Source organism: Arthrobacter ramosus, from assembly GCF_039535095.1.
GTDB classification, from domain to species: domain Bacteria; phylum Actinomycetota; class Actinomycetes; order Actinomycetales; family Micrococcaceae; genus Arthrobacter; species Arthrobacter ramosus.
Window position 1 is genome coordinate 90568 of record NZ_BAAAWN010000001.1, and the last position, 24244, is coordinate 114811.

General features: G+C 63.5%; 26 protein-coding genes. 8 read left to right on the forward strand and 18 right to left on the reverse strand.

The genetic code is table 11. The features are described 5' to 3' along the window. Positions 1–21: 21 nt before the first annotated feature. Genes ABD742_RS00460 through ABD742_RS00470 form a run of 3 tightly spaced genes read right to left on the reverse strand, consistent with a single transcriptional unit; the run spans position 22 to position 2611 of the window. On the reverse strand, positions 22–549 hold the full coding sequence (locus ABD742_RS00460; RefSeq protein WP_234750996.1) for a cupin domain-containing protein: 528 nt from the start codon (positions 547–549) through the stop codon (positions 22–24). Further along, complete coding sequence (locus ABD742_RS00465; protein WP_234750997.1) at positions 546–947, reverse strand: PAS domain-containing protein; 402 nt, start codon at positions 945–947, stop codon at positions 546–548. The genes ABD742_RS00460 and ABD742_RS00465 overlap by 4 nt, the downstream gene beginning before the upstream one ends. Beyond that, positions 944–2611, reverse strand: a complete 1668-nt coding sequence (locus tag ABD742_RS00470; protein ID WP_344786857.1) for a GMC oxidoreductase — start codon at positions 2609–2611, stop codon at positions 944–946. Before ABD742_RS00470 ends, ABD742_RS00465 begins: the two co-directional genes overlap by 4 nt. Before the next feature lie 396 nt (positions 2612–3007). Between ABD742_RS00470 and ABD742_RS00475 the strand changes: the two genes are divergently transcribed. Together ABD742_RS00475 and ABD742_RS00480 are read left to right on the forward strand one after the other, a co-directional pair. Next, positions 3008–3193, forward strand: a complete 186-nt coding sequence (locus ABD742_RS00475; protein ID WP_234750999.1) for a hypothetical protein — start codon at positions 3008–3010, stop codon at positions 3191–3193. Between the two features lie 88 nt (positions 3194–3281). Further along, on the forward strand, positions 3282–3779 hold the full coding sequence (locus tag ABD742_RS00480) for a DinB family protein (protein WP_234751000.1): 498 nt from the start codon (positions 3282–3284) through the stop codon (positions 3777–3779). Positions 3780–3793: 14 nt separating this feature from the next. Here ABD742_RS00480 and ABD742_RS00485 read toward each other — a convergent pair whose 3' ends face one another. Then, positions 3794–4735: an aminodeoxychorismate lyase gene (locus ABD742_RS00485; RefSeq protein ID WP_234751001.1), complete on the reverse strand. Its 942-nt coding sequence runs from the start codon at positions 4733–4735 to the stop codon at positions 3794–3796. A gap of 167 nt (positions 4736–4902) precedes the next feature. Here ABD742_RS00485 and cls point away from each other — a divergent pair, with 167 nt between their 5' ends. After that, positions 4903–6318 (forward strand): cardiolipin synthase, encoded by a 1416-nt coding sequence (cls, locus tag ABD742_RS00490; protein WP_372460925.1) that lies wholly within the window; start codon positions 4903–4905, stop codon positions 6316–6318. Between the two features lie 3 nt (positions 6319–6321). Here cls and ABD742_RS00495 read toward each other — a convergent pair whose 3' ends face one another. Next, positions 6322–6771, reverse strand: a complete 450-nt coding sequence (locus ABD742_RS00495; RefSeq protein ID WP_234751003.1) for a MarR family winged helix-turn-helix transcriptional regulator — start codon at positions 6769–6771, stop codon at positions 6322–6324. 112 nt (positions 6772–6883) lie between these two features. Between ABD742_RS00495 and ABD742_RS00500 the strand changes: the two genes are divergently transcribed. After that, positions 6884–7981, forward strand: a complete 1098-nt coding sequence (locus ABD742_RS00500) for an FAD-dependent oxidoreductase (RefSeq protein ID WP_234751004.1) — start codon at positions 6884–6886, stop codon at positions 7979–7981. An 18-nt stretch (positions 7982–7999) separates the two neighbouring features. On the opposite strand, the gene ABD742_RS00505 is transcribed toward ABD742_RS00500, so the two are convergent. Continuing rightward, the gene (locus tag ABD742_RS00505; protein ID WP_234751005.1) at positions 8000–8464 is read right to left on the reverse strand and encodes a phage tail protein; all 465 of its coding nucleotides are present in this window, start codon (positions 8462–8464) and stop codon (positions 8000–8002) included. 137 nt (positions 8465–8601) lie between these two features. Between ABD742_RS00505 and ABD742_RS00510 the strand changes: the two genes are divergently transcribed. Then, on the forward strand, positions 8602–10182 hold the full coding sequence (locus tag ABD742_RS00510; RefSeq protein WP_234751006.1) for an NCS1 family nucleobase:cation symporter-1: 1581 nt from the start codon (positions 8602–8604) through the stop codon (positions 10180–10182). Positions 10183–10185: 3 nt separating this feature from the next. Here the strand turns inward: ABD742_RS00510 and pabB are convergent, their stop codons facing one another. The 5 genes from pabB to uriH all read right to left on the reverse strand — a co-directional run bounded on the left by pabB (position 10186) and on the right by uriH (position 16443). Continuing rightward, entirely contained in the window at positions 10186–12288 is a 2103-nt protein-coding gene (pabB, locus tag ABD742_RS00515) for an aminodeoxychorismate synthase component I (RefSeq protein WP_234751007.1), read from the reverse strand. Further along, positions 12285–12845 (reverse strand): low molecular weight protein-tyrosine-phosphatase, encoded by a 561-nt coding sequence (locus ABD742_RS00520; protein ID WP_234751008.1) that lies wholly within the window; start codon positions 12843–12845, stop codon positions 12285–12287. The genes pabB and ABD742_RS00520 overlap by 4 nt, the downstream gene beginning before the upstream one ends. A 194-nt stretch (positions 12846–13039) precedes the next feature. Then, a complete protein-coding gene (locus tag ABD742_RS00525; RefSeq protein ID WP_234751009.1) occupies positions 13040–13984 on the reverse strand; it encodes a ribokinase in 945 nt (314 codons plus the stop codon). Beyond that, positions 13981–15408: a uridine transporter UriT gene (gene uriT, locus ABD742_RS00530; protein ID WP_234751010.1), complete on the reverse strand. Its 1428-nt coding sequence runs from the start codon at positions 15406–15408 to the stop codon at positions 13981–13983. The genes ABD742_RS00525 and uriT overlap by 4 nt, the downstream gene beginning before the upstream one ends. Continuing rightward, the gene (gene uriH, locus ABD742_RS00535) at positions 15409–16443 is read right to left on the reverse strand and encodes a uridine-preferring nucleoside hydrolase UriH (protein WP_234751011.1); all 1035 of its coding nucleotides are present in this window, start codon (positions 16441–16443) and stop codon (positions 15409–15411) included. It abuts the gene before it with no gap. Between the two features lie 222 nt (positions 16444–16665). On the opposite strand from uriH, the gene ABD742_RS00540 reads away from it, so the two are divergent. Beyond that, positions 16666–17643 (forward strand): LacI family DNA-binding transcriptional regulator, encoded by a 978-nt coding sequence (locus tag ABD742_RS00540; RefSeq protein ID WP_372460926.1) that lies wholly within the window; start codon positions 16666–16668, stop codon positions 17641–17643. A 21-nt stretch (positions 17644–17664) separates the two neighbouring features. Here ABD742_RS00540 and ABD742_RS00545 read toward each other — a convergent pair whose 3' ends face one another. The 7 genes from ABD742_RS00545 to ABD742_RS00575 all read right to left on the reverse strand — a co-directional run bounded on the left by ABD742_RS00545 (position 17665) and on the right by ABD742_RS00575 (position 22083). Continuing rightward, positions 17665–18288 carry a LysE family transporter gene (locus ABD742_RS00545; protein ID WP_234751013.1) on the reverse strand — a complete coding sequence of 208 codons (624 nt, stop codon included), beginning with the start codon at positions 18286–18288 and terminating at the stop codon, positions 17665–17667. Positions 18289–18331: 43 nt separating this feature from the next. Next, positions 18332–18724, reverse strand: a complete 393-nt coding sequence (locus ABD742_RS00550) for a type II toxin-antitoxin system VapC family toxin (RefSeq protein WP_234751014.1) — start codon at positions 18722–18724, stop codon at positions 18332–18334. Beyond that, positions 18721–18945 carry a type II toxin-antitoxin system Phd/YefM family antitoxin gene (locus ABD742_RS00555; protein ID WP_234751015.1) on the reverse strand — a complete coding sequence of 75 codons (225 nt, stop codon included), beginning with the start codon at positions 18943–18945 and terminating at the stop codon, positions 18721–18723. The genes ABD742_RS00550 and ABD742_RS00555 overlap by 4 nt, the downstream gene beginning before the upstream one ends. A gap of 82 nt (positions 18946–19027) precedes the next feature. Next, positions 19028–19489, reverse strand: a complete 462-nt coding sequence (locus tag ABD742_RS00560; RefSeq protein ID WP_234751016.1) for a hypothetical protein — start codon at positions 19487–19489, stop codon at positions 19028–19030. Positions 19490–19537: 48 nt separating this feature from the next. Further along, positions 19538–20791 (reverse strand): RNA polymerase sigma factor, encoded by a 1254-nt coding sequence (locus ABD742_RS00565; protein ID WP_234751017.1) that lies wholly within the window; start codon positions 20789–20791, stop codon positions 19538–19540. A 3-nt stretch (positions 20792–20794) separates the two neighbouring features. Beyond that, a complete protein-coding gene (locus ABD742_RS00570) occupies positions 20795–21154 on the reverse strand; it encodes a YciI family protein (RefSeq protein WP_234751018.1) in 360 nt (119 codons plus the stop codon). Between the two features lie 113 nt (positions 21155–21267). Then, on the reverse strand, positions 21268–22083 hold the full coding sequence (locus tag ABD742_RS00575; protein ID WP_234751019.1) for a methyltransferase domain-containing protein: 816 nt from the start codon (positions 22081–22083) through the stop codon (positions 21268–21270). Between the two features lie 46 nt (positions 22084–22129). Here ABD742_RS00575 and ABD742_RS00580 point away from each other — a divergent pair, with 46 nt between their 5' ends. Beyond that, positions 22130–22669, forward strand: a complete 540-nt coding sequence (locus tag ABD742_RS00580; protein WP_234751020.1) for a YybH family protein — start codon at positions 22130–22132, stop codon at positions 22667–22669. A gap of 15 nt (positions 22670–22684) precedes the next feature. Then, complete coding sequence (locus ABD742_RS00585) at positions 22685–24166, forward strand: purine-cytosine permease family protein (protein ID WP_234751021.1); 1482 nt, start codon at positions 22685–22687, stop codon at positions 24164–24166. Positions 24167–24244 lie beyond the last annotated feature (78 nt).

The following is a 24244-nucleotide window of genomic DNA, read 5'->3' on the forward strand; positions in this document are numbered from 1 at the left end:
CGGCCAGCCCGCCGACCCCGGCTATCCCGCCGCCAGGCGCAGGATCAGCTCGGCATGCCCGGGAAACCTCAAAACGAGCGACTCGATGTCCCGTGCCGTTGGTTTCGCGGAGTCCGATCTCTCGTATCCCGGTGAGAGGCTGCAGCTGACCAAGGCGAACCCCGGACCGGCCAACTCGGCACCGAACCAGGTGGAGTTCGGGGCAACTGCCTGCAACGTTTCGCCAGCCTCCGGATCCGGCCCCAACACGGTCTCGGAATAACCAAAGTCCTGATGTCCAAGCTCCCGGGAGAAGGCATGCAGCCTGATTGGCGTTCCCAGGTGGAAGAACCACAGTTCATCCTGCTTGAGGGCGTGCAGCTGGAGAAACTCCCCGGCCTGAAGCAGGTACCAATTGGAGCTGTAGAGCGGATGGTCGATGCCGAAACGCGGAGGCAGCGCCGAACCGGCGATGTCCTCGTTGCTTACCAGCGCGGGCGCGAACCAGCCGCCGACGATAGCGGGGGACATGTCCAGCCGCTTGATCCAGTCCTCTGCGGCGGCAGTCACGTGACCGGATCCTTCAGTGAGAAGCAGACTGTGATCCCAATGATTTCCTTGCTGCCCAGGGAACGCAACAACCCTTTTTGGGTCACGATGTCCACATTGACCATGCCGCCCTCCTTGCTGGGGACGGCGATGGTTTCGTGGAAGTTGAGCAGCGGCTTTCCGCTCGCCATCACTTCCTTGTCGTGGGCAACGTGCTCCGCGCGCGAATCCTGGTGCCCGATCAGCTCCGACTTGCTCATGCCCACCAAGTCCGCGAAGTTCTGGTTGACCCACAGAAAGACCGAATTCGCGTCCTTCACCACCCAGTACACGCCGTCCTGCCGGTCCAACACCTCGGCGACGCTCATAGGCGGAACCGTCGGAAGGAGCGCCGGGTCCAGCGCTGGGACGACGGTCACGGCGCTGCCTCCGCTCCGCCGTCGGCCTCCAGTCTTTCGGCGAGGTCCTGCGCCAGGGCCACCATTGTCATGGTCGGGTTCCAGGAACCGCCGGTGGGCCAGAGGCTGCCGCCGGTGACGAAGACGTTCTGCACGCCGTTGAGGCGATAGTCGATTCCGACGACGGCGTCCTCCTCTTCGCCGATCGGCAGGCTCGAGCTTTCGTGGACCAAGCCCGGTACGCGGCGCTCCGGGATGGCGGGACGCCCGGCGCCCCAGGTTCCGGCGTCGGGATCTCCGTGCCAGTACTCGACGCGGTCCGCGCCGGCTGGGGACAGGACCCGCTCCAGCATCTGGAAGGTTCCCTCGTCCATGGTGTCCCACGTGTCGTCGTCCGTGGCGTTGGCCAACACCTGCAACGTGACGTTGCAGGTGGGGTCCGTTCCGCCGGAAAGCCGCAAGTGGTTCTCCGGGTTGCCTTCGTCCAGCTCGCCGAGGACGGCACAGACGAACACCAAGTAGTCCTCCGAGGACCGCAGCTGCGCGAGCGAAGCCGTGGCGACGACGTCGGGGGCGTAGCGTTCGGACTTCTGGGCGTTCTTGTCCGGGCAACGGTCCGAGAGGACCGAAAGCTGCACGTGGTACTGCATGCCGGCCGGGCTCTTGCCCGCCAAATAGATGGCCGCCAGTTCCAACTCGCCGAGTTGTTCGCTGAAATCAAAATCCCCGCGGGGAACCCTGGCCACCACCGAGGTGATGAAGTGGGCGCTGAAGTGTCCACCGGCTCCGTGGACCTGCGGGAAGGAATTCAGGACCAGGGTTGCCGGCGGAAGAGTGCCCATGGCCAGGACCAGGTTGGCGTTGCCGACGTTCACCACTCCGCGGTTGGTGTTCAACGCTGTGGCCCGTCCGTCCTGTTGGAGCACGCTCAGCACGGTGCAGTCCGTGACCATGCGAAGAGCGGTGCCCTTGCCCTGGGCCTCAAGTGCCGCCTGCTTGTCCGTCAGTTCCAGCAGGACTGCCGGCGTCGAGAACTTCGCGAAGTCCACGCCCGACGTCGTGCCGGTTGCCGCGGCGAGCGGGGCCGGCATGCTGCGGGTGGCGGAATCGATCTCGTGCAGGCCCGCCTCAAGCCGTTCCTGGAGAGCCTTCTGCATGATTCCGTAGACGGGGCGGGTGTCGTTGATGAGATCGACGACGTCGGCCGACCGCCCGGCGTCGATCCGGTCCGCCGAAACTACGTTGAGCAGGTCTTCCGCCGACGTGAAGTGCGACTTGGCGGCGTCCATCACTGCCCGTGGCCAGCCTCGCATCTCATCTTCCTCGGGGCGGGGGCACCACGCGCTCCACATGATGCTGCGTCCGCCGTAGAAAGGGACCATGCCGTGCTGCCAGGAAATCCTGCCCGGCGGCTGGGTGGCCGTGGCAGCCGCCAAGGTCCAGGGGAAGGTCTCAGAGAGGCCTCCAAGGGTCTCCTTGTAGGGCAGCGGCAGGTTCTGGAAGTGCTGCGGCAAGAAAAACGGACCCCGTTCAATGATCAGGATCCGTGCGTGCGGGTTGACTGTCAGTGTCCGTTCAGCAAAGGCGTAGGCGCAGAACCCGCTGCCGATGACGATGTGGTCGAATTGTTCTTCTTCGCGGACTTTTTTCCATTCCCCTTCGGAGAGAAAGAAAACATGATCCATGACCTTCTGGGGCGAGGGATCCTGGGGTCCGGGCGTAGGAAAACCGTGATTGAAATTCTGGGACGAAGAAACTGCACTCACAATGATGCCCTCCATCAACTTTGCTGATTCCACGGCACCGTGAAATCAGGTGCCCGCTGGGCCGAGAGGCAGATCACCCTTCCCCAGCAGAGTTCACGGGACTAGTTAACTACCGCCGCCGTGGCGGCACAATAGGCTTGGGCAAGCTAAATTTCCTCGCCGATTTTTCGCAGGATGCGTGGGACTGAACTACCGTCTGCGTGGATAAATTGGAAGGCGCCCGGGCCCCCTCGAATATGCCTCGACGCGACTATAATTTTGTTCACACCCCGCAGCGGGAGATGAGCGATGATACGCGGATTAGGCAGGCGTAAAATGGGCAGACGTCGAATTGGTCTGTTCGGGATCATATATCTGGCTGTCGGGGTACTGGTCGCCAGCACCCACGGCTATCTCGTGGCATGGAACATTCCCGCCAACCTCCTGAAGGGTCTGGTGGCGATTGTTCTCTGGCCGCTAGTGGCGCTCTTCGGGGTTGATTTCCATACCTTGATCGCCTAGTCCTGCTTCCAGCGTCCGTGGACCGGGCTCGCCCCGCAGGACCAGACGTTCGATTGCTCCCGAGCGACGGCCTTGGGATACTCCACGCATGTCTTCTCTTCCCGTGACGTTCGCCGAGGATGTCCTCAACCAGCCAATCCGGACCCAATTCGAGGCATTCATTGACGAGCACCGCCGTGCGCTCAATGACTGCTTGGACGGGTTGACGGAGGAACAAGCCCGGCGGTCAATGGTGCCGTCCCGGACCACCTTGCTGGGCCTCGTGAAACACGCGACCTTCGTCGAGAAGGTCTGGTTCGACCAAGCCATCTCTTGCCGTTCACGCGCCGAGATCGGCCTCCCTGCGACGCCGGACGAGTCTTTTATCCTCGATGACGGCGACACTGTCGCCACGATCCAGCAAGCACACCGCGAGGCATGCGAAGCATCGCGCCAAGCGACATCGCCCTTGGGGCTCGACGACATGCTCAACGGCAACCGACGCGGTCCGCTCCCGCTGCGCTGGGTCTATCTCCACATGCTTCGGGAGCTTGCGCAACACTGCGGGCACGCAGACATCCTGCGCGAGCAGATCCTCAGTCAATAGCAGCAGCGAAAACCCTACTCGATTCCCGCGAACAGCTCGTTGAGTTCGGCCGTCAGCTGTTTGCGCATTGCCGGGGTGCCGATCTCCCTGCCGTCCACATGGTTGACCGGAGCGATGAGCCGGATGCTCGAGATCAGCCACACCGCGTCGGCGTCGAACAGGTCTTCCGGGACCAGCGGGCCGTAGCCAAGCTCCCAGCCCGCGGCTTTCGCCTTGGTGAAAAGCGCGTCCTGGGACGTGCCCGGGAGGATCCCGCTGTCCAGTTGCGGAGTGATGAGGCGCTTGACCGTGCGCACCGAGCCGGCGCCGTCGTCGACCGTTTCAACGTGGGCCAGCAACACCGTGGACGTCGGGCCCTCGAGGACCCGGCCGTCTGTTGAGGTGAAGATGGCGTCGTCCGCACCTTGCTTGTGCGCGTAGCGCAGCGCGGCCATGTTCACGGCATAGGAGAGAGTCTTGGCGCCGAGCAGCAGCCAGGGGGCGCGGTCGCCCGCCTCGGTGTCGAAGCCACGGTCAAGGAGTACGACGTCGATGCCCGTCTCGCGCTGCCGGCGGCTGCCCGCGGGGGACGGCGAAGCCTGGATCCAGCAAGTGGGAGTCGAGGCGCCTTCCACTCCGCGCGTCACCAGCAGCTTGACGACTACTTCGTCCTCGGCTGGGCTTGGCGCAGGGAAGGCGTCGCGGAATTCGGTGATCGCGGTGTCGATCGCGCGGCGCCAAACGTCCTGCCCGGGAATGTTGAGGTCCAATGCGCGGGCTGAGCTCTCAAGCCTGTTCAGGTGCGCTTGCACCTTGCGCGCACGGCCCTCGACGGCGAGCAGCGACTCGAAGACGCCGTCACCCCGGGTGGCACCCAGGTCGGTTGCCATGAGCTGCGGCTGGCTGGAATCGGCGACGCGGCCGTTTTCGAACGCTGGATCCAGGAAAACGAGGACCGTCGAGGCAGGTAAAGTCATGCTTCCAGCTTAGTGCTGGCCCACAGGACGAGCAGTCGGGAGCGGCGCGCCAGATAGGCTGGGCTGACTATTGGTTCTTTGACTGGCTATTAGATCGTGGGGGTGTGGGGGTGCCGTTTCCTTTTCAGTTCGGAGCAGAGTGGACATGGCTCCTCGGCGCGTGGGCCATCGTTGAGATCGCCTTGCGCGTCGTGCTGCTGGGCGTCATCCCCGGAAACCGCCGCCCCACCACGGCCATGGCGTGGCTCCTTGCCGTCTTCCTTGTTCCGTCCGTGGGTTTCGTCCTGTTCCTGTTGTTCGGCAATTTCCGCTTGTCCCGCCGTCGTCGGGAGCAGCAGGAGCAAGTCAACGATCGGGTGCGTGCAGGCACTTCGGCGCTCGCCGACGTCGTGAGCAATTACTCGGGACCCGAATGGGTGACGTCGGCCGGTGAACTGAACCGGCGCCTCGGCTCGCTGCCGATGGTGGACGGCAACTCCGTGGAGCTGATCCCCGGCTACGAAGAGTCCATCAAGGCCATGGCTGAAGCGGTGCGGGGTGCCAAGAAGTTCGTCAATGCGGAGTTCTACATCATGAGCAGTGACTCCGTCACGGACGAACTCCTCACCGAGTTGGAAAACGCAGCAGCGCGCGGTGTCAGCGTCCGGCTTCTGTTCGACCACATCGGTACGCTGCGGATCCCTGGCTACCGAAGGCTGGTCCGCAGGCTCAAGGGCGGCCAGATCCAGTGGCGCCGTATGTTGCCGTTGTTGCCCATCCACGGCCAGTGGCGTCGCCCGGACTTGCGGAACCACCGGAAAATCCTGGTGATCGACGGCGAAATCGCCTTCACGGGCTCCCAGAACCTGATCGAGCCCTCCTACAACAACCCCAAGCACCGACGCGCCGGACGTAAATGGGTGGAACTCATGGCGCGGATGGAGGGGCCGATCGTTGCTACCCTCAACGTCGTCTTCGCTACCGACTGGCTCAGCGAAACCGATGAATCCCTCGAAAACCAGTTGCAGGTCGCGGTCCGAGCAACGCCCGGCCGAATAACGGCCCAGGTGGTTCCCAGCGGCCCGGGGTTTGTCACGGAAAACAACCTGCGCCTTTTCAATACGCTGATCTACTCGGCCCAACACCGCATCTCGATCTGCAGCCCGTACTTCGTGCCCGACGATTCGCTGCTGTACGCCATTACGACGGCGGCCCAGCGTGGCGTCGACGTGGAACTGTTTGTCTCCGAGAAGGGCGACCAGTTCCTCGTCCACCACGCCCAGCGCTCCTACTATGAGGCGCTGCTGGAAGCCGGAGTACGGATCTACCTGTACCGCGCGCCGTACGTGCTGCACGCCAAGCATTTCACCATCGACGAGGAAGTGGCCGTCCTCGGCTCCAGCAATATGGACATGCGCTCCTTCTCGCTCAACATGGAGGTGTCCGTGATGCTCCTGGGCGCCGAGGCTGTGGACAGCATGCGCTCCGTGGAATCGAGCTACCGGGAGATGTGCCGCGAGCTGACCCTGGAAGGCTGGTTGCACCGGCCTATGCTTGCCAAATACGTGGACAACGTGGCGCGACTGACCGCCACGCTGCAGTAGGGCTCAGTCCTCGGCGCAGGCCTCGTCCGCGGGTTCGCCGTGGATCCTCGACAACAGCCCATGGAGTTGTTGGAGTTCATCGGCGGAGAACCCGGCAAAGGCCTCCTGCTCGACGTCGGCTACCGCAACTTCAATCGACGCCACCGCTCGCTTGCCTTCCGCGGTGATTTCGACGATATGACGACGGCGGTCCGCGGGATCTCGGCGTCGTTCCGCCAGCCCTTCGCGTTCAAGGTCGTTCAGGACCGCTACCAGTCCGCTCGCGTCGATTGAGAGGATATCGATCAGGTCCTGCTGACTGAGCGGCCCGGACTCCTCAAGCCGGCACAGCAGCACGGCATGCCTTGGGCTGAGCCCGGAGGAGTCCAGCGCTTGGCGGAGGCGCGTATTCATGATGCGCCCGTGGCGCGCCAGGAGAAACCCCAGTTGCTTTCCTGCTGCCGAAGAACTCATCAGGAAAATCTTATCACTGAGGAAATTATTGATTACTTGCAATCGTTGTGCTTCATAAACGATCTGGGCGGCACGAGCCGAGCAGCGTGAGCTTTCTACCTAAGGAGTTGCCATGAACAACAATGCTCCGCACCCCACTGTGGTGGTTGTCGGCGGAGGCTACGGTGGGATCTCTGTAGCCAAGGCCCTGGACGAACACGCGACCGTTACCTTGGTGGAGCCCAAGGACGCTTTCGTACACAACATTGCGGCCCTCCGATCCGTGGTCCAACCCGATTTCCTGCCGCGGATGTTCCTTCCCTATGACCGCCTGTTGGTGCACGGCACGGTACTCCGGGACCGCGCGGTCCGGGTAGACGGGCACACCGTCGAGTTGGCTTCGGGTGGCAGCCTGGCGCCGGACTACATTGTCCTCGCGAGCGGTTCCAGCTACCCCTTCCCGGCCAAGAGTGATCGATTGGTCACCACCGACGCCATCGCCCGCTACCAAGCCGCACATGATGACCTCAAGCGCGCCGCCAGGGTGATGCTGCTGGGCGCCGGGGCGGTAGGCCTTGAACTTGCGGGCGAGATCGCGGCGGCATGGCCGGAGAAGGACATCGTGATGGTGGATCTGGCGCCGGACATCCTTCCCGGGCCGTACGATCCACGGCTGCGGATTGAGGTCAACCGGCAGCTGGATGAACTCGGCGTACGGCGAATCCTGGGGAGTTCGTTGGTGCAGTTGCCTCCGGTTCCTGCGGGTGAATTCGCCACCTTCACGGTCAGCACCACGGACGGCACTGACATCCAGGCGGACATCTGGTTCCGCTGCTATGGAATAGCCCCGCAGACGGACTATGTGGCGGGGGACGTCCTTGCCGCACGGACTGCGGAGGGCTACCTGGACGTCACCCCCGAACTCCGCGTCGCAGGCTTCGAGAACGTCTACGCCTTGGGCGACATTTCGGCGATCGACGTGAACAAAGCCGGCGTCGCGGCACGCGAGGCAGCGGTTGCTGCCAAGAACATCCAAGCCCAGATTGAGGGCTCCCCGGAACTGGCCGCTTACACGCCGTCGAAGCCCGTCATCATCCTTCCGTTGGGGCCGTCCGGCGGTTCGGGACAACTGCCCGACGGCGAGATCGCCAGTCCTGAGCTGATCTCCCAGATCAAGGGCCAACACATGATGATCGACCGCTATGTCGAAATGTTGAATCTCAGCGCATGAGCTGACTGCCTACGCCGACTAGTACTCACCTTTGATCACGAAGAAGGAGCCGCGGATAACGCCTGCCAGCTTCGACTTCTGGCGAGCGAATTTGAAGCGTGACGCCAGTTCTTCCGGAATCTCCATGCCGTCGGCGAGCTTGAATCCGACCGCTCGCTTCCCGCCGGCCTCGATGCTGTACATGACGTTGATCGACAGCCCCGACTCGTAGAAGACGTAGGCCATCCGCAAACCGTCGACTTCGAAGGCAGTCGCTTCCAGCGGGCGGGAGCTGATGACGATGTCACGCTCGTCCTTCAGGATGCGGCTCACCCGCTCGACCACCTCGGGAAGCTCGCTGGCGGGGCTCACAGCAAAGGCGTGGTCGTACTTGTTCCGGTAATAGCGGCCCTCGTTGGCGCGCAACCCGGCAAGCGCCCCGGCAACGGGAGACGATTCCAGCCCGGCAGTAGAAACATTCTCGAAGTCAACGATGTGCGGCATGCACCCTCCTGGTAAGACGTGGTTGGACCAATGCTAACGTGACGACGTTCCAGCACTCCCGAGGGGGCTTTCCTTCCCGCCGCAATGGGGCGACTCTGGAATTCCAAGCATGTTTGGAAGCGTTCTTCGGAGGCATCATGGCGCGGAAAAACGAGTCCCCGGCTGTGCAGGCACCGCCCGAGCCGGGAGACGAATACCCTGAGAAAGTCCGAATCCTTGCGGAGGGCCGAGTGGTCAGCGACAGGCTGTGGAATGCGGACCTCGCACCGGCCCGGCAACGCAATTGGAGGGTCCGCAGCCTCTTCGCCCTGTGGATGTGCGACGTCCACAGCATCGCCGGTTACACCTTCGCAGCCGGTCTTTTCATCACCGGCCTGGTGGGCTGGCAAGTCTTCCTGGCACTGGTCCTCGGCATTACCCTGGTCTATTTCCTCATGAACTTTGCCGGGACGGCGGGGCAGAAAACCGGGGTGCCGTATCCGGTCCTGGCGCGGATGTCCTTCGGCCTCTTCGGTGCCAACCTGGCCGCCCTGATCCGGGCACTCATTGCCATCGCCTGGTACGGCATCCAGACCTGGCTTGCCTCGGAAGCCGTGCTGGTGTTGCTGTTTTCCGTGTGGCCCCAATTGACCTCGCTCGACGGTCCGGACGTACCACGCATCCTTGGCCTGACGCCGCTCGGCTGGGCGGCTTTCCTGGTCCTCTGGGCGGTCCAGCTGCTGGTCATCCGCCGGGGCATGGAGACGGTCCGGAAGTTCCAGGACTGGGCCGGTCCCGCCATCTGGGTGGCCATGTTCGCGCTCGCGATCTACATCCTGACGCAAGCGGGCAACAAGTTCAGCCTCTCGATCCCCGGCGTCGCGCCTTTGGACGGCCCGGCAGCCTTGACCCAGTTCTTCTCGGCCATCGCCCTGACTGTCACCTACTTCGCGGCGCTTCTCCTGAACTTCTGCGATTTCTCCCGGTTCGCACCGGACCGCAAGACCATCCTGCGCGGCAACTTCTGGGGCCTGCCCGTGAACTTCATCGCGTTCGCCCTGGTCACAGTGGTGGTCACAGCCGGCGCGGCGTCCTACTTCACCGCAGACCAGTACGCCGGCCAGGACATGTTCAAGGTGATCACCGATCCCGTGGCGATCGTCCAGGCGATCAGGAATCCGTGGATCACCATCATCGCCGCCATCACGTTTGTGGTGGCCACGATCGGCATCAACGTCGTGGCGAACTTCGTTTCGGCCTCCTACGACCTCGCCAACGTGGCCCCGCACCGCATCGACTTCCGCCGCGGCGGCCTTATCAGCGCAGTGCTCGCAATCGTGATCCTGCCTTGGAACCTCTTCAGCAGTCCTGTGGTGATCGTGTACTTCCTCGGCGGCCTGGGCGCGCTGCTTGGTCCGTTGTTCGGGGTCATCTTCACGGACTTCTTCCGCATCCGACACCAGCGTTGCAAGGTCTCGGACCTGTACCACGAGGACGAGAAAGGCCTCTATTTCTACACCAAAGGCTGGAACCTCAAGGCCATTGCCGCGCTGGTTCCGGCCGCCGTCGTCGCAGGCGTTTTGGCACTGGTCCCGGCATTGCAGAACTTCCTCCCGGGAGGCTCGGGCCTGGGCCCGTATTCATGGTTCGTGGGGGCAATCCTGGCCAGCCTGATCTACTACACGATCACCCGCAACGACCCCCGGACAGTCCGCGCACGGACGGAGGAGCACGACTGACTCTCAGCTAGTGGGAAACTCCGCGCCCAGGGCGGAGAGCACGCCGAACGCCTTGGTCCGGATTTCGTCGTATTCGTCCTGGGGCGTGGAGTCCGCCGTGATGGCCCCTCCGACGCCGAGACTGAGCGTGCGTCCACCGTCGCCGTCGGGACCCATCACCAGGGTCCGGATCACGACGGCGAGGTCCGTCGCCGCGTTGAGCGAAAAGTACCCGATCGCGCCGGAGTAGACCCCGCGCGGTCCGGATTCGAGCCCGTCAAGGATGTCCATGGTGCTGATCTTCGGGGCGCCCGTCATGGACCCGGCAGGGAACGCTGCCGCCACGGCCTCGGCCCGGGGTGCTCCGGGGCGCAGCCGGGCGTCGATGGTGCTCACCATCTGGTGCACGGTGGCATAGCTTTCCACCTCGCACAGCCGGCTGACGGTCACCGATCCGGGCACGGCGAAGTGGCTGAGGTCGTTGCGGAGCAAGTCCACGATCATGATGTTCTCGGCACGGTCCTTGAGCGAGGATTCAAGGCCGCGCCGCAGGGCCTCGTCAATGGCGGGATCGTTGGCCCGGCCCCTGGTGCCCTTGATCGGCTCGGCCCGCATGCCGCCGTCGGAGGTTATCCGCAGGAAGCGCTCCGGCGAGGTACTCGCGACCGTCAGATCGCCGAACCGCAAGTAGCTCGCGAACGGTGCCGGGTTGCGCTTGCGCAGCGCGAGGTAGCTCTCCCACGGGTCCAGCCCAGGATCCGAGGCGGTCACGGTGGTGGTCAGGCAGACCTCGTACGTGTTGCCCTCGGCGATCTGGTGCTGGGCGTCGGTGATTTTGCTTTTGTACTCGTCCTCGGTGTCGCGGCTGGAGAACTCGAGCGCCACCGTGCCGCTCCCGACGGCGGGATCCCCGGCCGAGTGCCTCGGCGCGCCGGCCGCTTGGGGGGCCTGGGTTTTCGAGGTCTCGGCCGCGGACAGCACGGCCTCGCGCGCAAGCCCAAGCCAATCGCCGGCGTCGGGAGCATCGATGGCAAGCAGCCAGACGGCAGCATCCCGGTGGTCGATCACGACGGCCCGGCCGGCGAAGAGCAACGCTGCATCCGGAGTGCCGGCGTGGACATCGCTGCCACCGGTCTCACGCTTCAATTCATATCCGAGGTAACCCAACCAGCCGAGCGTGAATTCGCAGTCATAGCCTTCAGGTGCCCTCAAGGCCTTGCGGCCCCACACGGTGTCCAGCCAGCGGAAGAAGGGGCCTGTGGTCTCCACGGTGGCGCATCCGGCGCTCAGCCGGGTGGCTCCGGAACTGTGCATTACAGCCTGACCGAAGGAGCCGCCGTCGTCCGCGAGGATACTGAAGCGGCTGCGCTCGGCCGCGGCATTGAAGGATCCGGCGTCGCTGGCTGTGTCCCTGTTGGAGGACGTGTTGGAGGAATCGAGCCAGACGGCGTTCGCGGACTTGGCGTACAGCGCGTGGAACAGCGCCGCGGCGTCCGGCGTGGCGTCGATCCGTTCGGCCTTGAGCTGCAAGCCGCGGCGTGCCGAGAGCTCGGGAGCCAGCACAGGGGAGAGCGAAGGGAGATAGTTCAGCGCTTGCAGGACGTCATCCGGGGCATTGCCGTCCGCCCGGTTCAGCACCCGGACGTCAGTGTGGTCGAGGACGTCGTCGGTCTCCAGCCACTCGTCCTCCTGCGCCGCCCAGCTGTCCCAGAACGGTTCGTAGCTGCTTCCATCGCGGGCCATCGCACGGTGCCGGCGATCGTCGTCGGGAGCGTCCACCCAGACCACGGCGTCCAGCATGGGCCGGGCGGCACTCGCGGCTGCCCCGACGCCCTCGACGATGACGATTTCGGCAGGCAGCGTCACGTGGCTGCGGCCGTCGTAGTGTTTCTCCCAGTCCCAACTGACCCACTCGGCGGCGTCGCCGTGCCGCAGCGGTGCCAGGACCGTGGTGACGTACCGCTCGATGCCCGCAGCGAGGCCGTTCCAGCCCGGATAGATGTCCTCAAGATGGAACAGGGACACCTTGTGATGCATGCGGAGGCGGGCGGCAAGTTCGACGGCGAGAGTGGTCTTTCCCGCGCCGGAGCGGCCATCGATGGCGATGATCACGGGTGCTGGGGTCATGAAATAGAGCGTACCTGCTGCGGGTCGAGGTGCTGTGCGTGCTGCCTAGCGGCAAGGACGTCACGCGTGTGCGCGACGATCCCGGGAACGGCCGCGCGGATGAGGTCCCAGGTGACGTCGAAATCGTGATGGCCGCCGTACCAGGGGTCCTCGATGCCCAGGTCCAAGGTGCTCCGGCCCGCTACGGACGGGTCGAAACTGCGCAGCATCCGGATCTTGGCAAGTGTTTCCGAGTCCGGGGCGGCCTCGTGGAGCCAGCCGTAGTGATCCACGTCGAGGGCCAAAACCAGGTCCCGCTCCCGGAACCACTCCTGGCGCCAGCTCCTGGCGATGTGACCCTCGGAGCGGATGCGGTGTGCCGAAAGGACCCGGGCCGCGCGTGGATCGATGGGGTGTCCGGCCTCGTAGGACGTGGTTCCCGCAGAGTCGACAACAACCGCTCCACCGAGCCCTCCGGCGTCGAACGCTTCAGTCAACATCAGTTGCGCCATGGGTGAGCGGCAGATGTTTCCCGTGCAGACGGTGATGATGCGGTATGGGCTCGACGCTGAGTACATGGAGCAAGCATGGGGGATGCCACCCGGTCTTGGCTAGTCAAAAACAAAGGGAGTTTACGGAATTTGTAAAGTCGCTGGTGGAGGCGTCAAAGCGCCTCAACTTCCTACCGCTTTTGACCGGGATCGCGGCCGTCGAGTGGCGGGACTCCGGGGGTCGGAAGCGGAAAGCTGGTAGGAAGTTGAGGCGGCCTGAGTCAGGAAATCCGCAAGTGCTCCAGGACTTCCTCAGCCCCGGGGTAGGCGGCCTGGGTGCCCTTCTTGGTGGTGGCGAGCGCTGCGGCAACTGATGCGAATGCCGCGGCTTCGGCCAGGGTTTCGCCTACGGCGAGGCGGGCAGCGACGGCACCGGTGAAGGCGTCCCCTGCGCCGGTCGTATCCACGGCGTTGACCTTGGTGGGTGCGATCCGGGAGATCTGTTCCCCGGACGCGGCGAGTGAATCCAACACCACGGAGCCGTGGGAGCCGAGCGTAACCAATACCCTATGCAATCCGCGCTCGGCGAACTGGCCCCGGACCGGCTCCCAGGCGCTTGCATGCGCGCCCGGGTGGGGCATCTCGGCGTCGCCAAGGAACATTGAGGCTTCGTGGGCGTTGACCAGCAGGACATCGCTCAAGGCTGCAAGGCTTTGCGGTATCTCGGCGTACGGCGAGAGGTTCAACAGAACGGTTGCACCGGCGTCGTGCGCTGTTTTGGCGGCAGCCTCCACAGTCTCGAGGCTGACCTCCAGGCAGAGGCAGAGAACCGCGGCGTCGTCGAAGGCGTCCGCCGACACGTCCGCCGGGGCGAGCGTTCCATTGGCACCGGCCGAAATGATGATGTTGTTCTCACCATTCGCGTCCACCGCGATAACCGCGACGCCGGTGGCCACATCCGCGGAACGGCGGACGCGCGAAACGTCCACGCCGGCCCTTTCCGTGGAGGCGAGGAGCATGTCACCGTTGGAGTCGTTTCCGACGGCGCCGATCAGGCTCACCGTGCCGCCCAGCTTGCTCGCCGCGACGGCCTGGTTGGCGCTCTTGCCGCCGGGATTGACCGCGAAACCGTTGCCGTGGACTGTTTCGCCCGGGAGCGGGAGCCGCTCGCAATAGATGGTCAGGTCCGCGTTCAAGGACCCGACGACGACGATCCTGCGGTTCACTTTTCAACCTCAGCTTCGAGGGGATTGGGGATGAGCAGCGACGCCGCGAAGGCGGCGACAGTGATGGCCAGGCCGACGACGACGACCGTCAAGTACGAGGCCTTGGCGTCGCCGAGCGCCGAGGTCGCCACAAGGACGGCCGGCAACACCAGGAAGCTCAGGCCAGCGCCGAGGTTGAAGGCTCCGGCGTTCATCCCGGGCAGGAAGCCGGGGTTGCCGGCGGGGGAGAGGACAACTCCGAGTCCGTTGAGCATGATGTTGACCGTACCGGCGTACATGATGCCGAGCAAGGCCGTTCCCACGATCATGAGCGGCAGGCTGCTGAGTCCGAAGAACGCGATGATTGCCAGGGCCGCGATGCTTCCCAGCATGCCGATTCGCAGGACTTTGGTGTAGCCGAGTACGGGTGCGAGCCGGCCGCTGATGGGTCCGAACACCCAGCCGAGGAGTGCGTACGGTGTGAGGATCATGAGCGACATCTCGGTGGGGCCAACCCCGAATCCGGGTGCCGCGGCCTGGACGTAGGCCGGGACAATGCCGTTGATGACTGCGAAGATACCCGTCATGGCGAGGGTCGTGGTCAGCAGAGGTGCCCAGGTTGAACGCTGGCGAAGGTGGACGGTTTCCACCATCGGTTCTTTGGAGCGCTTCTCCACTGTCCAGAAGGCGGCGAACGCGGCCGCGGCGACCACAATCAGCCCGATGGCCAGCATCAGCGTTCCGGAAGAGAAGGCGCCGACCAGCTTGGATCCGTCATTGAGGGCTGTCAGGAGAGCGCCCACGGCGATGACAATGAAGAACACGCCCAGCCAGTCCATGCCTGTACCAGCGGCAGGCTTGCTCTCGCCGGCAAGGATGGCGATCAAGGCCGTGGCCACGATGGCGAGGCCAACCATGAGCCAGAAAATGCTGCGGAATCCGAAGTGCTCGGCGAAGTAGCCGCCCACGAAGGAGTCGACGCCGGCAACGCCGCCGTTGACTGCCGTGATGAGGCCCATCAGGGCTCCGTACTTGCGCGGGTTGTTGACTGCGGAGCGCAGCATGATGAGGCATAGCGGCACGGTGGGGCCGCTGACGCCCTGGACGATGCGGCCCACGAAGAGCCAGGTAACGTCGGGCGCCATGGCTGCGATGACCGAGCCGACGGCCATCAGCAGCATCATGCCGAGGAGGATTTTCTTGCGGCCGACGATGTCGCTCAGGCGCGGCAGGAAGAGCGAGAACAAAGCTGCTGCCGTGAAGAACCAGGTCTGGGAGAGGCCGATGACCGCCTGGTCCGTGTGGAGCTCGTTGCCCATGGTGACCAGGGCCGGGCTGAGCATGGACGCGTTGAGCTGGAAGGCTACGCAGGCGGCGAGCAGAGCCACCATGAGGGCCGCAACGTTGCCGCGGTTGGTCTTGGTTTCGTTGATGAGGGTGGTCATTTACTTGGCCTCTCCTGCGATGCTGGCGACGGCGGCGGCGTCGCCGCTAATGGTGGCGGGAGCGCCCGCGTCGGGCTCGCCGATGCGGATGATCGCGTCAGTGACGAGGTTCCAGAACTTCTCGTGGTCGAGGTCGACGGCGACGGAGGTGTGGCAGTCGGCCGGTGCGGGGGCGCGGAAATCGGCCACGGTCATGCCGAGGGTGAGCTTGCCCTGCAGTTCGATGTCGACGGGGACCTTGCGGGTGGTCATCACGGTGGGGTCGATGACGTAGGCCACGGCGCAGGGATCGTGCACGGGCGGATAGTCAAAGCCCTGGGCGTCCTTGTAGGTCTTGGTGAAGAACTCCATCAGTTCCATGACGAATTTGGCCGGCTTGGTGCCCACGGCGGCGATCTTCTTAACGACCTCGGGAGTGGCCAGGGCCTGGTGCGTGAGGTCCAAACCGACCATCACCACGGGCCACTTTTCGTTGAAGACGATGTGTGCGGCCTCGGGGTCGATGATGATGTTGAATTCGGCCACGGCGCTCCAGTTGCCTACGTGGTAGCCGCCGCCCATGAGGACGACTTCCTTGACGCGTTCAACGATGCGTGGCTCCTTGCGGGCGGCCATGGCGATGTTGGTGAGTCCCGCAGTGGGGACCAGGGTAACGGTGCCCGGCTCGTGCGCCATGATCGTTTCGATGATGAGGTCGACGGCGTGGCGCGGGTCCAGCTCGATGGTCGACTGGGGTTGTTCGGGGCCGTCCATGCCGGTATCGCCGTGGATGTCCGGCGCGGTTTCGATGGAGCGGACGAGTGGGCGGTCGCACCCGGCGGCAAAGGGAACACCGGTGATGCCTGCGATGGTGCCGACGGACAGGGCGTTGCGGGTGACCTTTTCGAGGGTCTGGTTGCCGACCACCGTGGTGACGGCGAGCAGTTCGATGTCCGGGTTGCCGTGGGCCAGCAGCAGGGCCACGGCGTCGTCATGCCCGGGATCACAATCCAGGATGATCTTCTTGCGTTCACGGGTCATGGTGTTGGGGTCCATGTTCATCTCCACGTCATTGGGGCCTGCCGAGGCAGGGCGCTAAAGCATTCAGAGGAATTCTGGCACTGGCCTGCGTGTCGCGTCAAACGCTTAACGCTTCGTGCGTCAAGCGCTTGATGCCTTGCGGCGTGGGAAGTGGCTGATTCCCGCTACGATCGTTGTATGGAATCCGCGGAACCAGTGCATCGGGCCTCAAACCGTACGCAGCGTGTCACCGCAGCGATGGTGGCCTCCCTGGCAGGGGTCTCGACTGCGACGGTGTCCCTGGTTGCCAACGGCAAAACCCAGGGCAGGGTGTCCGAAGACAACATTTCACGGGTCCGCGAGGCTATCGCCGAACTCGGTTACGTGGTGGATGGCATCGGCAGTTCTTTGGCCAAGGGTGTGAGCTCGATTGTGATCCTTGTGGCGCCGGACATTTCCAACCCCTTTTTCGCCAAGGTCATCGCCGGAGTCCGGGAATCGCTCGGCTCCGAGTACCAGCTGCTGCTCTCCGTGACCGACGCCGGTGAGTTCCCCCGTGCGGAGGACGTCCGAAAGCTCCTCGCCCTCCGCCCCGCCGGCCTGCTGGTGGATGCGCCCAACGCAAGCTTCCTGGAGGACCTGTCCGTTGCCGGGCCACTGGTCCTTCTCGATGCCCCCGGCCTCGAAGCCTATGCTCCGTCCGTGAACCTCGATGTTGCCCATGGCGCGCGTGAACTGGCCGCGCATCTTGCGGCCTCCGGGCACAAACGAGTTGCCTACGTGGACAGCGTGACGGGCACAGCCACGTTCGAAGTGCGCCGGGCGGCGTTCTTGGATGAGGCCAATTCCTGCGGTATTTCCGTTGCGGACGCGCACATCATCAGTACCACCATCGATGTCGGCGCTGCCGCAGCTGCCTTCGCTGCCGCCTGGCCGGACTGGCAGCGCGCCGGGGTCACCGCCGTCGTCTGCGGAACGGACACCCACGCCTACGGTGTGTTGCAGGAAGCCCGCGTTGCCGGTGTCCGGATTCCGGAGGAACTCGCTGTTGCCGGCTTCGATGACCTGCCGTATTCAGCCACGAGCAACCCGAGCCTGACCAGTGTGCATTTGCCGGCCACTCCGTTGGGACTCAAGGCCGGCGAACAACTCCGTGGATTGATGGAAGGCCGTGAGCTGGAACAGCCGCAACTGACGCTCGAGAGTTCGTTGGTGGTGCGCGGGTCCACGGGGTAGGTTTCCCCATCGATTGCCGCCCTAGTGGATGACGGCGAGCAGCACACCCATGGACATGAACAGCACGCCGAAAGTGCGGTTCAAGACCTTTTGTCCGTGCTCGTTGTGCGTGAACCGCTGGAATGAACGGGCTGCCAAAGCGAAGAAGAACCACATGACGGAGATGTCGATGAAAACGATCGTGGTGCTGAGGACCAGATACTGCGGAATCAGTGGCTGCTCGGGGCGGATGAATTGAGGCATGAAGGCCAGGAAGAAAACGATCGCCTTGGGATTGAGCAAGTTGACCCAGATGCCTCGCTGGAACATGGACCACGCTGGCTCGTTGCGCCGGGCCTCCACTTTTTCCTTGTCCAGGTCCGGCCGGTGCAGGAACTGCCGGATGCCCATGTACACCAGATATGCGGCCCCCGTGTAGCGGATCACGTTGAAGACCACGGGCGAGCTGGAGACCAGAACACCTACCCCGAGCGCCACGATCAGGATGTGGATGATCAGTGCCGCCTGTTGGCCCAGAACTCCCCAAATGGAGCGGCGGAATCCGGAGTTGAGCGAATTGCTCATGGTGGAGATGGCGCCCGCGCCGGGAGTGAAACTGATCAGGGTGCCGGCGCCCGCAAGGGCCAGCCAAAGCGAAATTTGCACCAATCCAGCTTATGCCCGCAGGAAGGGGTGCCCTGACACGCGGCTACCAGATCGTGCTGACGAGCCGGAATTCCTGGAGCGCCCGATCGGACGTCACAAGCGTCAAGCCTTCGACGGCGGCTTGGGCGGCAATCATCCGGTCGAAAGGGTCCCTGTGCGGCCAATCAAACGATGCCGCAGCCAGGGCATGCTCCGCGGTAAGGCTCAATTCCTCGGTGACTACGCGTTTTACGTGCTGACGGTAACCAGTCATGATCGGATCCAATGCAGCGAGGCGACCGCGTGAGTACTTGTAAGCCAGTTCATAGGCCGAGGCAGCTGAGGCAAAAGTTCGATTTTCGAGGTCTTCGATGATCGACCTGGCCGTGCTGGACAATTGTTCTGGCCTGGTCATGGCGAGCACCAACGCGTTGGAATCCAAGAGAAACGCGGTCATTCCCACTCCGCCAGTTCTTGCTCCGTCAGAGGGTCGAACAGGTTGTCAGGAAGATCGATCTGACCCAGAAAGCCCAACTCGCGCTTCCGGGTGTGCTCAATACGAACTATCCGTGCGACGGGCTTGCCGGCCTTGGCGATAACCACTTCTTCGCCCCGTTCAACCATGTGGAGAAGTTCAGAAAGGCGCGTTTTTGCTTCCTGGATGTTGTACTGGCCCATGTTGACCAAGCATACTTGGTCAACCTGTACGGTGTAAGGTCCAGAACGTCGGTGGACGCTTTTGGCGGCTGCGCTCCGACGCCTACTCACAAAGGCCGAATCTCGAATGCACCCAGTGGGTCATCGTGTCCGGGAGATGGTCTCCCAATGAATATTGGTCGAAGTAGGAGTGCGGGCCGTTGGACATGTACCCGGTTTTGTCGAGCCCAAAATGGCCGATCATGTGAAACCCGCGCTCCTCGGCAATGCCGTTGAGTTTCTTTGCTTCCTGGAGGATTGGCTGTTCATCGAAGTAGTCCTCCTCGGCCCAGATCCCCGCGTGGGCAATCGCAAAGTACTTGGCGCCAACGAGATCCAGATGTTCCAGGATGGCGTCCTGGAACGGATTCAAGCTGCCTTCAAAGGACTCCGTGACAACCTGGATGCTTTCCAGCTGCATCTCGGCGTCGAGGCCGATCACGACGAGTCTTGGGCAGGGTTTTTCTTCTTGGACAATGAGCGGACGGGCGAGGAGCTCGAGGTCAAAACCTGCTTGAATGATCATGCTTTGAGGCTATTCATGGCCGCAGACCGCCGACAGAGGTCACTTTGCCTATGTGGACAACTGCGCGAGTTTCGCTACCTTCACCAGGAGATACTGCCGCTCCTGCAGGCTTCCGGTCTTCTTTGCCGCGGTGAGAAAGCATTCCCGGGCGCCCGCAAGGTCACCGGACATTTCGAGCAAGTGGCCGCGGACGGCGTCGAGCCTGTGCCAGTCTTTCAGTCCACTCTCGAGCCCTTCCAGCAGCTCAAGGGCCGCCCGAGGCCCCTCGACCATGGCCACGGCAACTGCGCGGTTGAGCGTCACCACCGGGCTTGGGGCCATGGCTTCGAGGACCGTGTACAACGCCAGGATCTGCGGCCAGTCCGTCTGGTCCGCGGAGGGCGCCTCGGTATGGACCGCCGCGATCGCGGCCTGCAGCTGATAGGGTCCCGGACGCCCAACCCCCAGCACGGCCGACAAGAGTTCAAGCGCCTCGGCGATTTGCGTCGTGTCCCACAGCCGGCGATCCTGCTCGGCGAGCGGCACCAGCATCCCGTCCGGGAGGGACCTCGCCCGTCGTCGTGCGTCGGTGAGGAGCATGAGGGCCAGCAGTCCGCCCACCTCGAGTTCGCCCGGGAGCAGTTTCCGCAGGAGCCGCGTAAGGCGGATGGCCTCCGCCGTGAGGTCTTCGCGATGCATGGATGGCCCGGAACTCGCCGCGTAACCCTCGTTGAAGATCAGGTACAGGACGTGGAGTACGACGCCGAGCCGCGCCTTTCGCTCGCCCGTTTCCGGGAGCTCGAAATGGGCTCCGGCCTTCTTGATGCTCTGCTTGGCCCGGCTGATCCTCTGGCCCATGGTGGCTTCCGGGACAAAGAACGCGCTGGCGATTTCCGCCGTCGTGAGCCCTCCGACTGCCCGCAATGTCAGTGCCAGCTGCGAGGGTGCTGAGAGGGCGGGGTGACAACAGAGGAAAAGGAGGGTGAGGGTATCTTCCGCAAACCCGTCCGTGTCACTGGTCGAAGAAGGCTTCTCGCCAGGCGGCGGTTCCAAGGCCGCCGCGCGTTGTTCGCGTGCCTGTCGGGCACTTTCGCTGCGCCAGTGGTCCACCAAGCGACGCGTGGCGACCGTGAGCAGCCACGCCCTGGGATTCTCCGGGACGCCGGAGGCGGGCCATTGCAATGCTGCCTCGAGCAGTGCCTCCTGCACGGCATCTTCGCACTCGGCGAATTGGCCGTACCTGCGGACGAGCACGCCAAGGACCTGCGGCGCAAGAGTGCGCAGCAGGTCCTCGAACGTGGATTCTCCGGAAGGCTCGGCCAATCGCTAGACCTCCGGCGGCTCGTCCTGGACGCGGCGAAGCTCCACAACCGGCGCGTACTTCACGATGCTGGAGCAGATTTCCACGGCCCGTTCTTCGCTGGCGACGTCCACCACCCAGTAGCCGATGAGGGATTCCTTGGCCTCGGCGAAAGGTCCGTCGGTGGTGATGACGCCGCTGTCCGTCTGCTTGACCAGCTTGGCAGTGCCGGGGTCAGCCAGTCCCGCGTTGAAAACCATCTCGCCTGAATCGCTGAGATCCTTGTCGATCTGGATCATGAAGCCGATCATTTCCCTGATCCACTCGGGATCGGCGGTCTCCATCATGCCCTCGGCAGAACCAAACATCATGATCATGTATTTCATCTCGAACTCCTTATCAGGGCGCTCCGTGCGGGCGCTTTCGTTCATGGGTCGGAACTACAGGAGGGTTTTCGACATGGTTGATGGAAAATCCCGAAGAACTTTTTGGCGGGCGGCTACGCCCGTGCGATGACTTCTCCATTCGGGATCAGGAAGAAGCCATCATCCGTGGAGCCCCAACGGTGCCAACCGGCGGCGATCCGGGCCAGGTCGGCCTCGTTGGCCAGCCCGTATTCCAGCGCCTGCTCGGCAAAGGCGGAGTGAAGGACGCGCTCGCTCCACACCCTCGACTGCCAACGGCGTTGCTGCGCGGTGGCGTACAGCCAGTTGCTGCTGGAGGGCGCGACGTCGGTGAAGCCCGCCTGCTGTGCCCAGGACACGAGCCGCCGCCCGGCGTCGGGCTCTGCTCCGTTCCGTCGGGCGATCTTTTGGTAGAGCTCCATCCAGTCGTCGAGCTCGCGGACCTCCGGGTACCAGCTCATGCCGTGGAAGTCGGCGTCGCGCACTGCCACTATGGCGCCGGGTTTGGCCACGCGCCGCATCTCGCGCAACGCGGCCACGGGGTCGGTCAGGTGTTGCAGGACTTGGTGCGCGTGCACAAGGTCGAAGGTCTCGTCCTCGAAGTCCAGATCGTAGATGTTGCCCGTCACGAATTCCACGTTTTCCACACCACGTTCGGCCGCAAGCGAGGCAGCCTGGGCCACGATCTCGGCGGAACGATCCAGCCCGACGACCTTCGCGGGCGCCACCAGCTCCGCGAAGTCGCACGTGATGCTCCCCGGTCCGCATCCGACGTCGAGCACTGATGTCCCGGCGGTGAGATGCGGGATGACAAACGCGGCAGAGTTCTCGGCTGTGCGGGAGGCATGGGCGCGTACTACGGACTCGTGGTGGCCGTGTGTGTAGACGTCTTCAGGCTTCTGCTCGTTCATAGGGAAACGCTACCCCGATGGAGTGGAAAGGGAGCGGAACTGCTTGATGACTTTTAAGGAAATGTGTTGCCTAAAAGGCATCAACCGTTGCATGATGGAAAAAGTGATTCGGATCACTCCGAGTGCCCGCCCGTTTGGCGGCGACATCAGCTTGCCGCAGGGCATTCCAGATCAGAAGTGGAGAAAAATGAGCTCGCAGCTAACACCGGAAGAAGTCACTTCGGCCGCGGAACGGATCGTTGGGGCCTATTCGGCCATGGACGAGGACGTATATTTCAGCTCATTCGATCCGCAAGCCACCTTCTTATTCCACGCGACCCCTGAGCGGCTCACCAGCCGGGAAGACTACAGAGTGCAGTGGCGCATCTGGGTGTCCGAGGGATGGAAAGTGATCGGCTGCCACAGCAGCGATCCATTCATCCAGATCTACGGCACAACCGCGGTTTTTTCCCACAGTGTGGCTACCACTACGGAAGAGCGGGGACAGCGGGCAGTCACTGAGGAACGGGAAACCATCGTGTTCACCCGCGCCGGCTCTGGCGGCATCATGGCCGTGCACGAGCACCTATCACTCAACACATTCTGATCACGGAGTCGAGCAATGACGACAGAAGCATCCGACCGACCCAAGGCACGGCCCGGCGCACCCTTGATCGAGGTCCGCTCGATCGACTGGGTTCCCGATAACGAACGGCACGGCCGCCTGTGGCATCAGGCGCCGCTATGGTTCCTGGGCAACTTCCAATACTTCTCCATCCCGATCGGTTTCATCGGCCCGTCGATGGGCCTGTCACTGGGGTGGACGGTCGTGGCGAGCGTCCTGGGCATTGGAGTGGGAACCATTTTCATGGCCTTCCACGCCTCCCAAGGCCCTACCATGGGCCTGCCGCAGATGATCCAATCGCGGGCCCAATTCGGGTACCGGGGTGTGGTCGTTCCCCTGATCGCCACCCTTTTCACCTATGTGGCATTCAACGTCGTTGATACCGTGCTCCTCGGTGACGGACTGGGCAGTGCTTTCGGCTGGAACCCGGCCCTCATCGCCATCGTCGCTGCCGCAGGCGCGGCGGCACTTGCGATCTTCGGCCATGACTGGTTGCATAAGGCCTTCCGCGTGCTCCTCTACGTTTCCCTGCCGCTGATGCTGATCCTGACCATCGGAGTCATCTTCGGAAATGCCGGCGGAGCCGAAAGCAGCACGCAGTACGGCTTCAACTGGGGCGCGTTCATGGCACAGTTCGCCGCGGCAGCGGCATACAACATCACCTATGCCCCCTATGTTTCCGACTATTCCCGGTACCTGCCCTCCAAAACCAAAAGCCGGTCCGTCATCGCTGCCGTGTTCTTCGGCGCATCGTCGTCGGCGATCTGGCTGATCGTCCTTGGGGCCTGGCTGGCGATCAGGCTTGGCGCCACCGATGGCCTCGCCGGTCTCCAATTGGCTGGAAACACCGTTTTTGTACACCTCGGTGACGCCACAGCCTTGCTTTCGGCCATGGCCCTGGCCGCCACCATGGGAATGAACGCCTACGGGGGAATGCTCACCGTGTTGACCACGGTCGATTCCGTCCGTCCCATCAAGCCGAACCGCAAAGCCCGGGTCATCACCATCCTTGTCCTGACAGCGGTGTGGTACCTCATCGCCAGCACGATCACCTCCGGGGCCGTCAGCACAGTGTTCTCCTCGCTGACCCTGATGCTGTATCTTCTGGTTCCCTGGACGGCGACGAACCTGGTCGACTACTTCCTGGTCCGCAAGGGTCACTACGCCATCACGGATCTGTTCACCCCCAAAGGCATTTACGGTGCTTGGGGGTCGCGGGGCTTGTTCTCCTTCGCCATCGGTCTCTTGGCTGAAATTCCCTTCATGGTCCTGCCCCAGATTGGTCCCTGGAGCTACACGGGACCTCTCGCCCAGGCCTTGGGTGGTGTCGACATCGCCTGGCTTGTCGGGCTACTAGTGACTTCCGTCGCCTACTTCCTGCTCAGCCGCTCACTCAACCTGGCCGCCGAACAGGCCGCGCAGGTCAGAAGCGATCAACAACTCGGCCGCGAAAAAGAAGCAGCGACCGCCGGGCACTGACGGGGGAATACTCAAGACCGACTGGACTGAACGTCCCGACGCTCGCTCACTTTTGGTGCCCTTTCTGGTGACGCTCAC

What these genes read in the sequence shown, in the direction of transcription:
- ABD742_RS00575 (WP_234751019.1), bottom strand. Translation starts at nt 22,083, where the DNA reads ATGAACGAGCAGAAGCCTGAAGACGTCTACACACACGGCCACCACGAG.
- ABD742_RS00495 (WP_234751003.1), bottom strand. Translation starts at nt 6,771, where the DNA reads ATGAGTTCTTCGGCAGCAGGAAAGCAACTGGGGTTTCTCCTGGCGCGC.
- ABD742_RS00540 (WP_372460926.1), top strand. Translation starts at nt 16,666, where the DNA reads ATGGTGGCCTCCCTGGCAGGGGTCTCGACTGCGACGGTGTCCCTGGTT.
- pabB (WP_234751007.1), bottom strand. Translation starts at nt 12,288, where the DNA reads ATGACCCCAGCACCCGTGATCATCGCCATCGATGGCCGCTCCGGCGCG.
- ABD742_RS00560 (WP_234751016.1), bottom strand. Translation starts at nt 19,489, where the DNA reads ATGATCATTCAAGCAGGTTTTGACCTCGAGCTCCTCGCCCGTCCGCTC.
- ABD742_RS00485 (WP_234751001.1), bottom strand. Translation starts at nt 4,735, where the DNA reads ATGACTTTACCTGCCTCGACGGTCCTCGTTTTCCTGGATCCAGCGTTC.
- uriT (WP_234751010.1), bottom strand. Translation starts at nt 15,408, where the DNA reads ATGACCACCCTCATCAACGAAACCAAGACCAACCGCGGCAACGTTGCG.
- ABD742_RS00580 (WP_234751020.1), top strand. Translation starts at nt 22,130, where the DNA reads ATGACTTTTAAGGAAATGTGTTGCCTAAAAGGCATCAACCGTTGCATG.
- ABD742_RS00570 (WP_234751018.1), bottom strand. Translation starts at nt 21,154, where the DNA reads ATGAAATACATGATCATGATGTTTGGTTCTGCCGAGGGCATGATGGAG.
- uriH (WP_234751011.1), bottom strand. Translation starts at nt 16,443, where the DNA reads ATGGACCCCAACACCATGACCCGTGAACGCAAGAAGATCATCCTGGAT.
- ABD742_RS00500 (WP_234751004.1), top strand. Translation starts at nt 6,884, where the DNA reads ATGAACAACAATGCTCCGCACCCCACTGTGGTGGTTGTCGGCGGAGGC.
- ABD742_RS00510 (WP_234751006.1), top strand. Translation starts at nt 8,602, where the DNA reads ATGGCGCGGAAAAACGAGTCCCCGGCTGTGCAGGCACCGCCCGAGCCG.
- ABD742_RS00475 (WP_234750999.1), top strand. Translation starts at nt 3,008, where the DNA reads ATGGGCAGACGTCGAATTGGTCTGTTCGGGATCATATATCTGGCTGTC.
- ABD742_RS00585 (WP_234751021.1), top strand. Translation starts at nt 22,685, where the DNA reads ATGACGACAGAAGCATCCGACCGACCCAAGGCACGGCCCGGCGCACCC.
- ABD742_RS00480 (WP_234751000.1), top strand. Translation starts at nt 3,282, where the DNA reads ATGTCTTCTCTTCCCGTGACGTTCGCCGAGGATGTCCTCAACCAGCCA.
- ABD742_RS00520 (WP_234751008.1), bottom strand. Translation starts at nt 12,845, where the DNA reads ATGTACTCAGCGTCGAGCCCATACCGCATCATCACCGTCTGCACGGGA.
- ABD742_RS00470 (WP_344786857.1), bottom strand. Translation starts at nt 2,611, where the DNA reads ATGGATCATGTTTTCTTTCTCTCCGAAGGGGAATGGAAAAAAGTCCGC.
- ABD742_RS00555 (WP_234751015.1), bottom strand. Translation starts at nt 18,945, where the DNA reads ATGGGCCAGTACAACATCCAGGAAGCAAAAACGCGCCTTTCTGAACTT.
- ABD742_RS00505 (WP_234751005.1), bottom strand. Translation starts at nt 8,464, where the DNA reads ATGCCGCACATCGTTGACTTCGAGAATGTTTCTACTGCCGGGCTGGAA.
- ABD742_RS00550 (WP_234751014.1), bottom strand. Translation starts at nt 18,724, where the DNA reads ATGACCGCGTTTCTCTTGGATTCCAACGCGTTGGTGCTCGCCATGACC.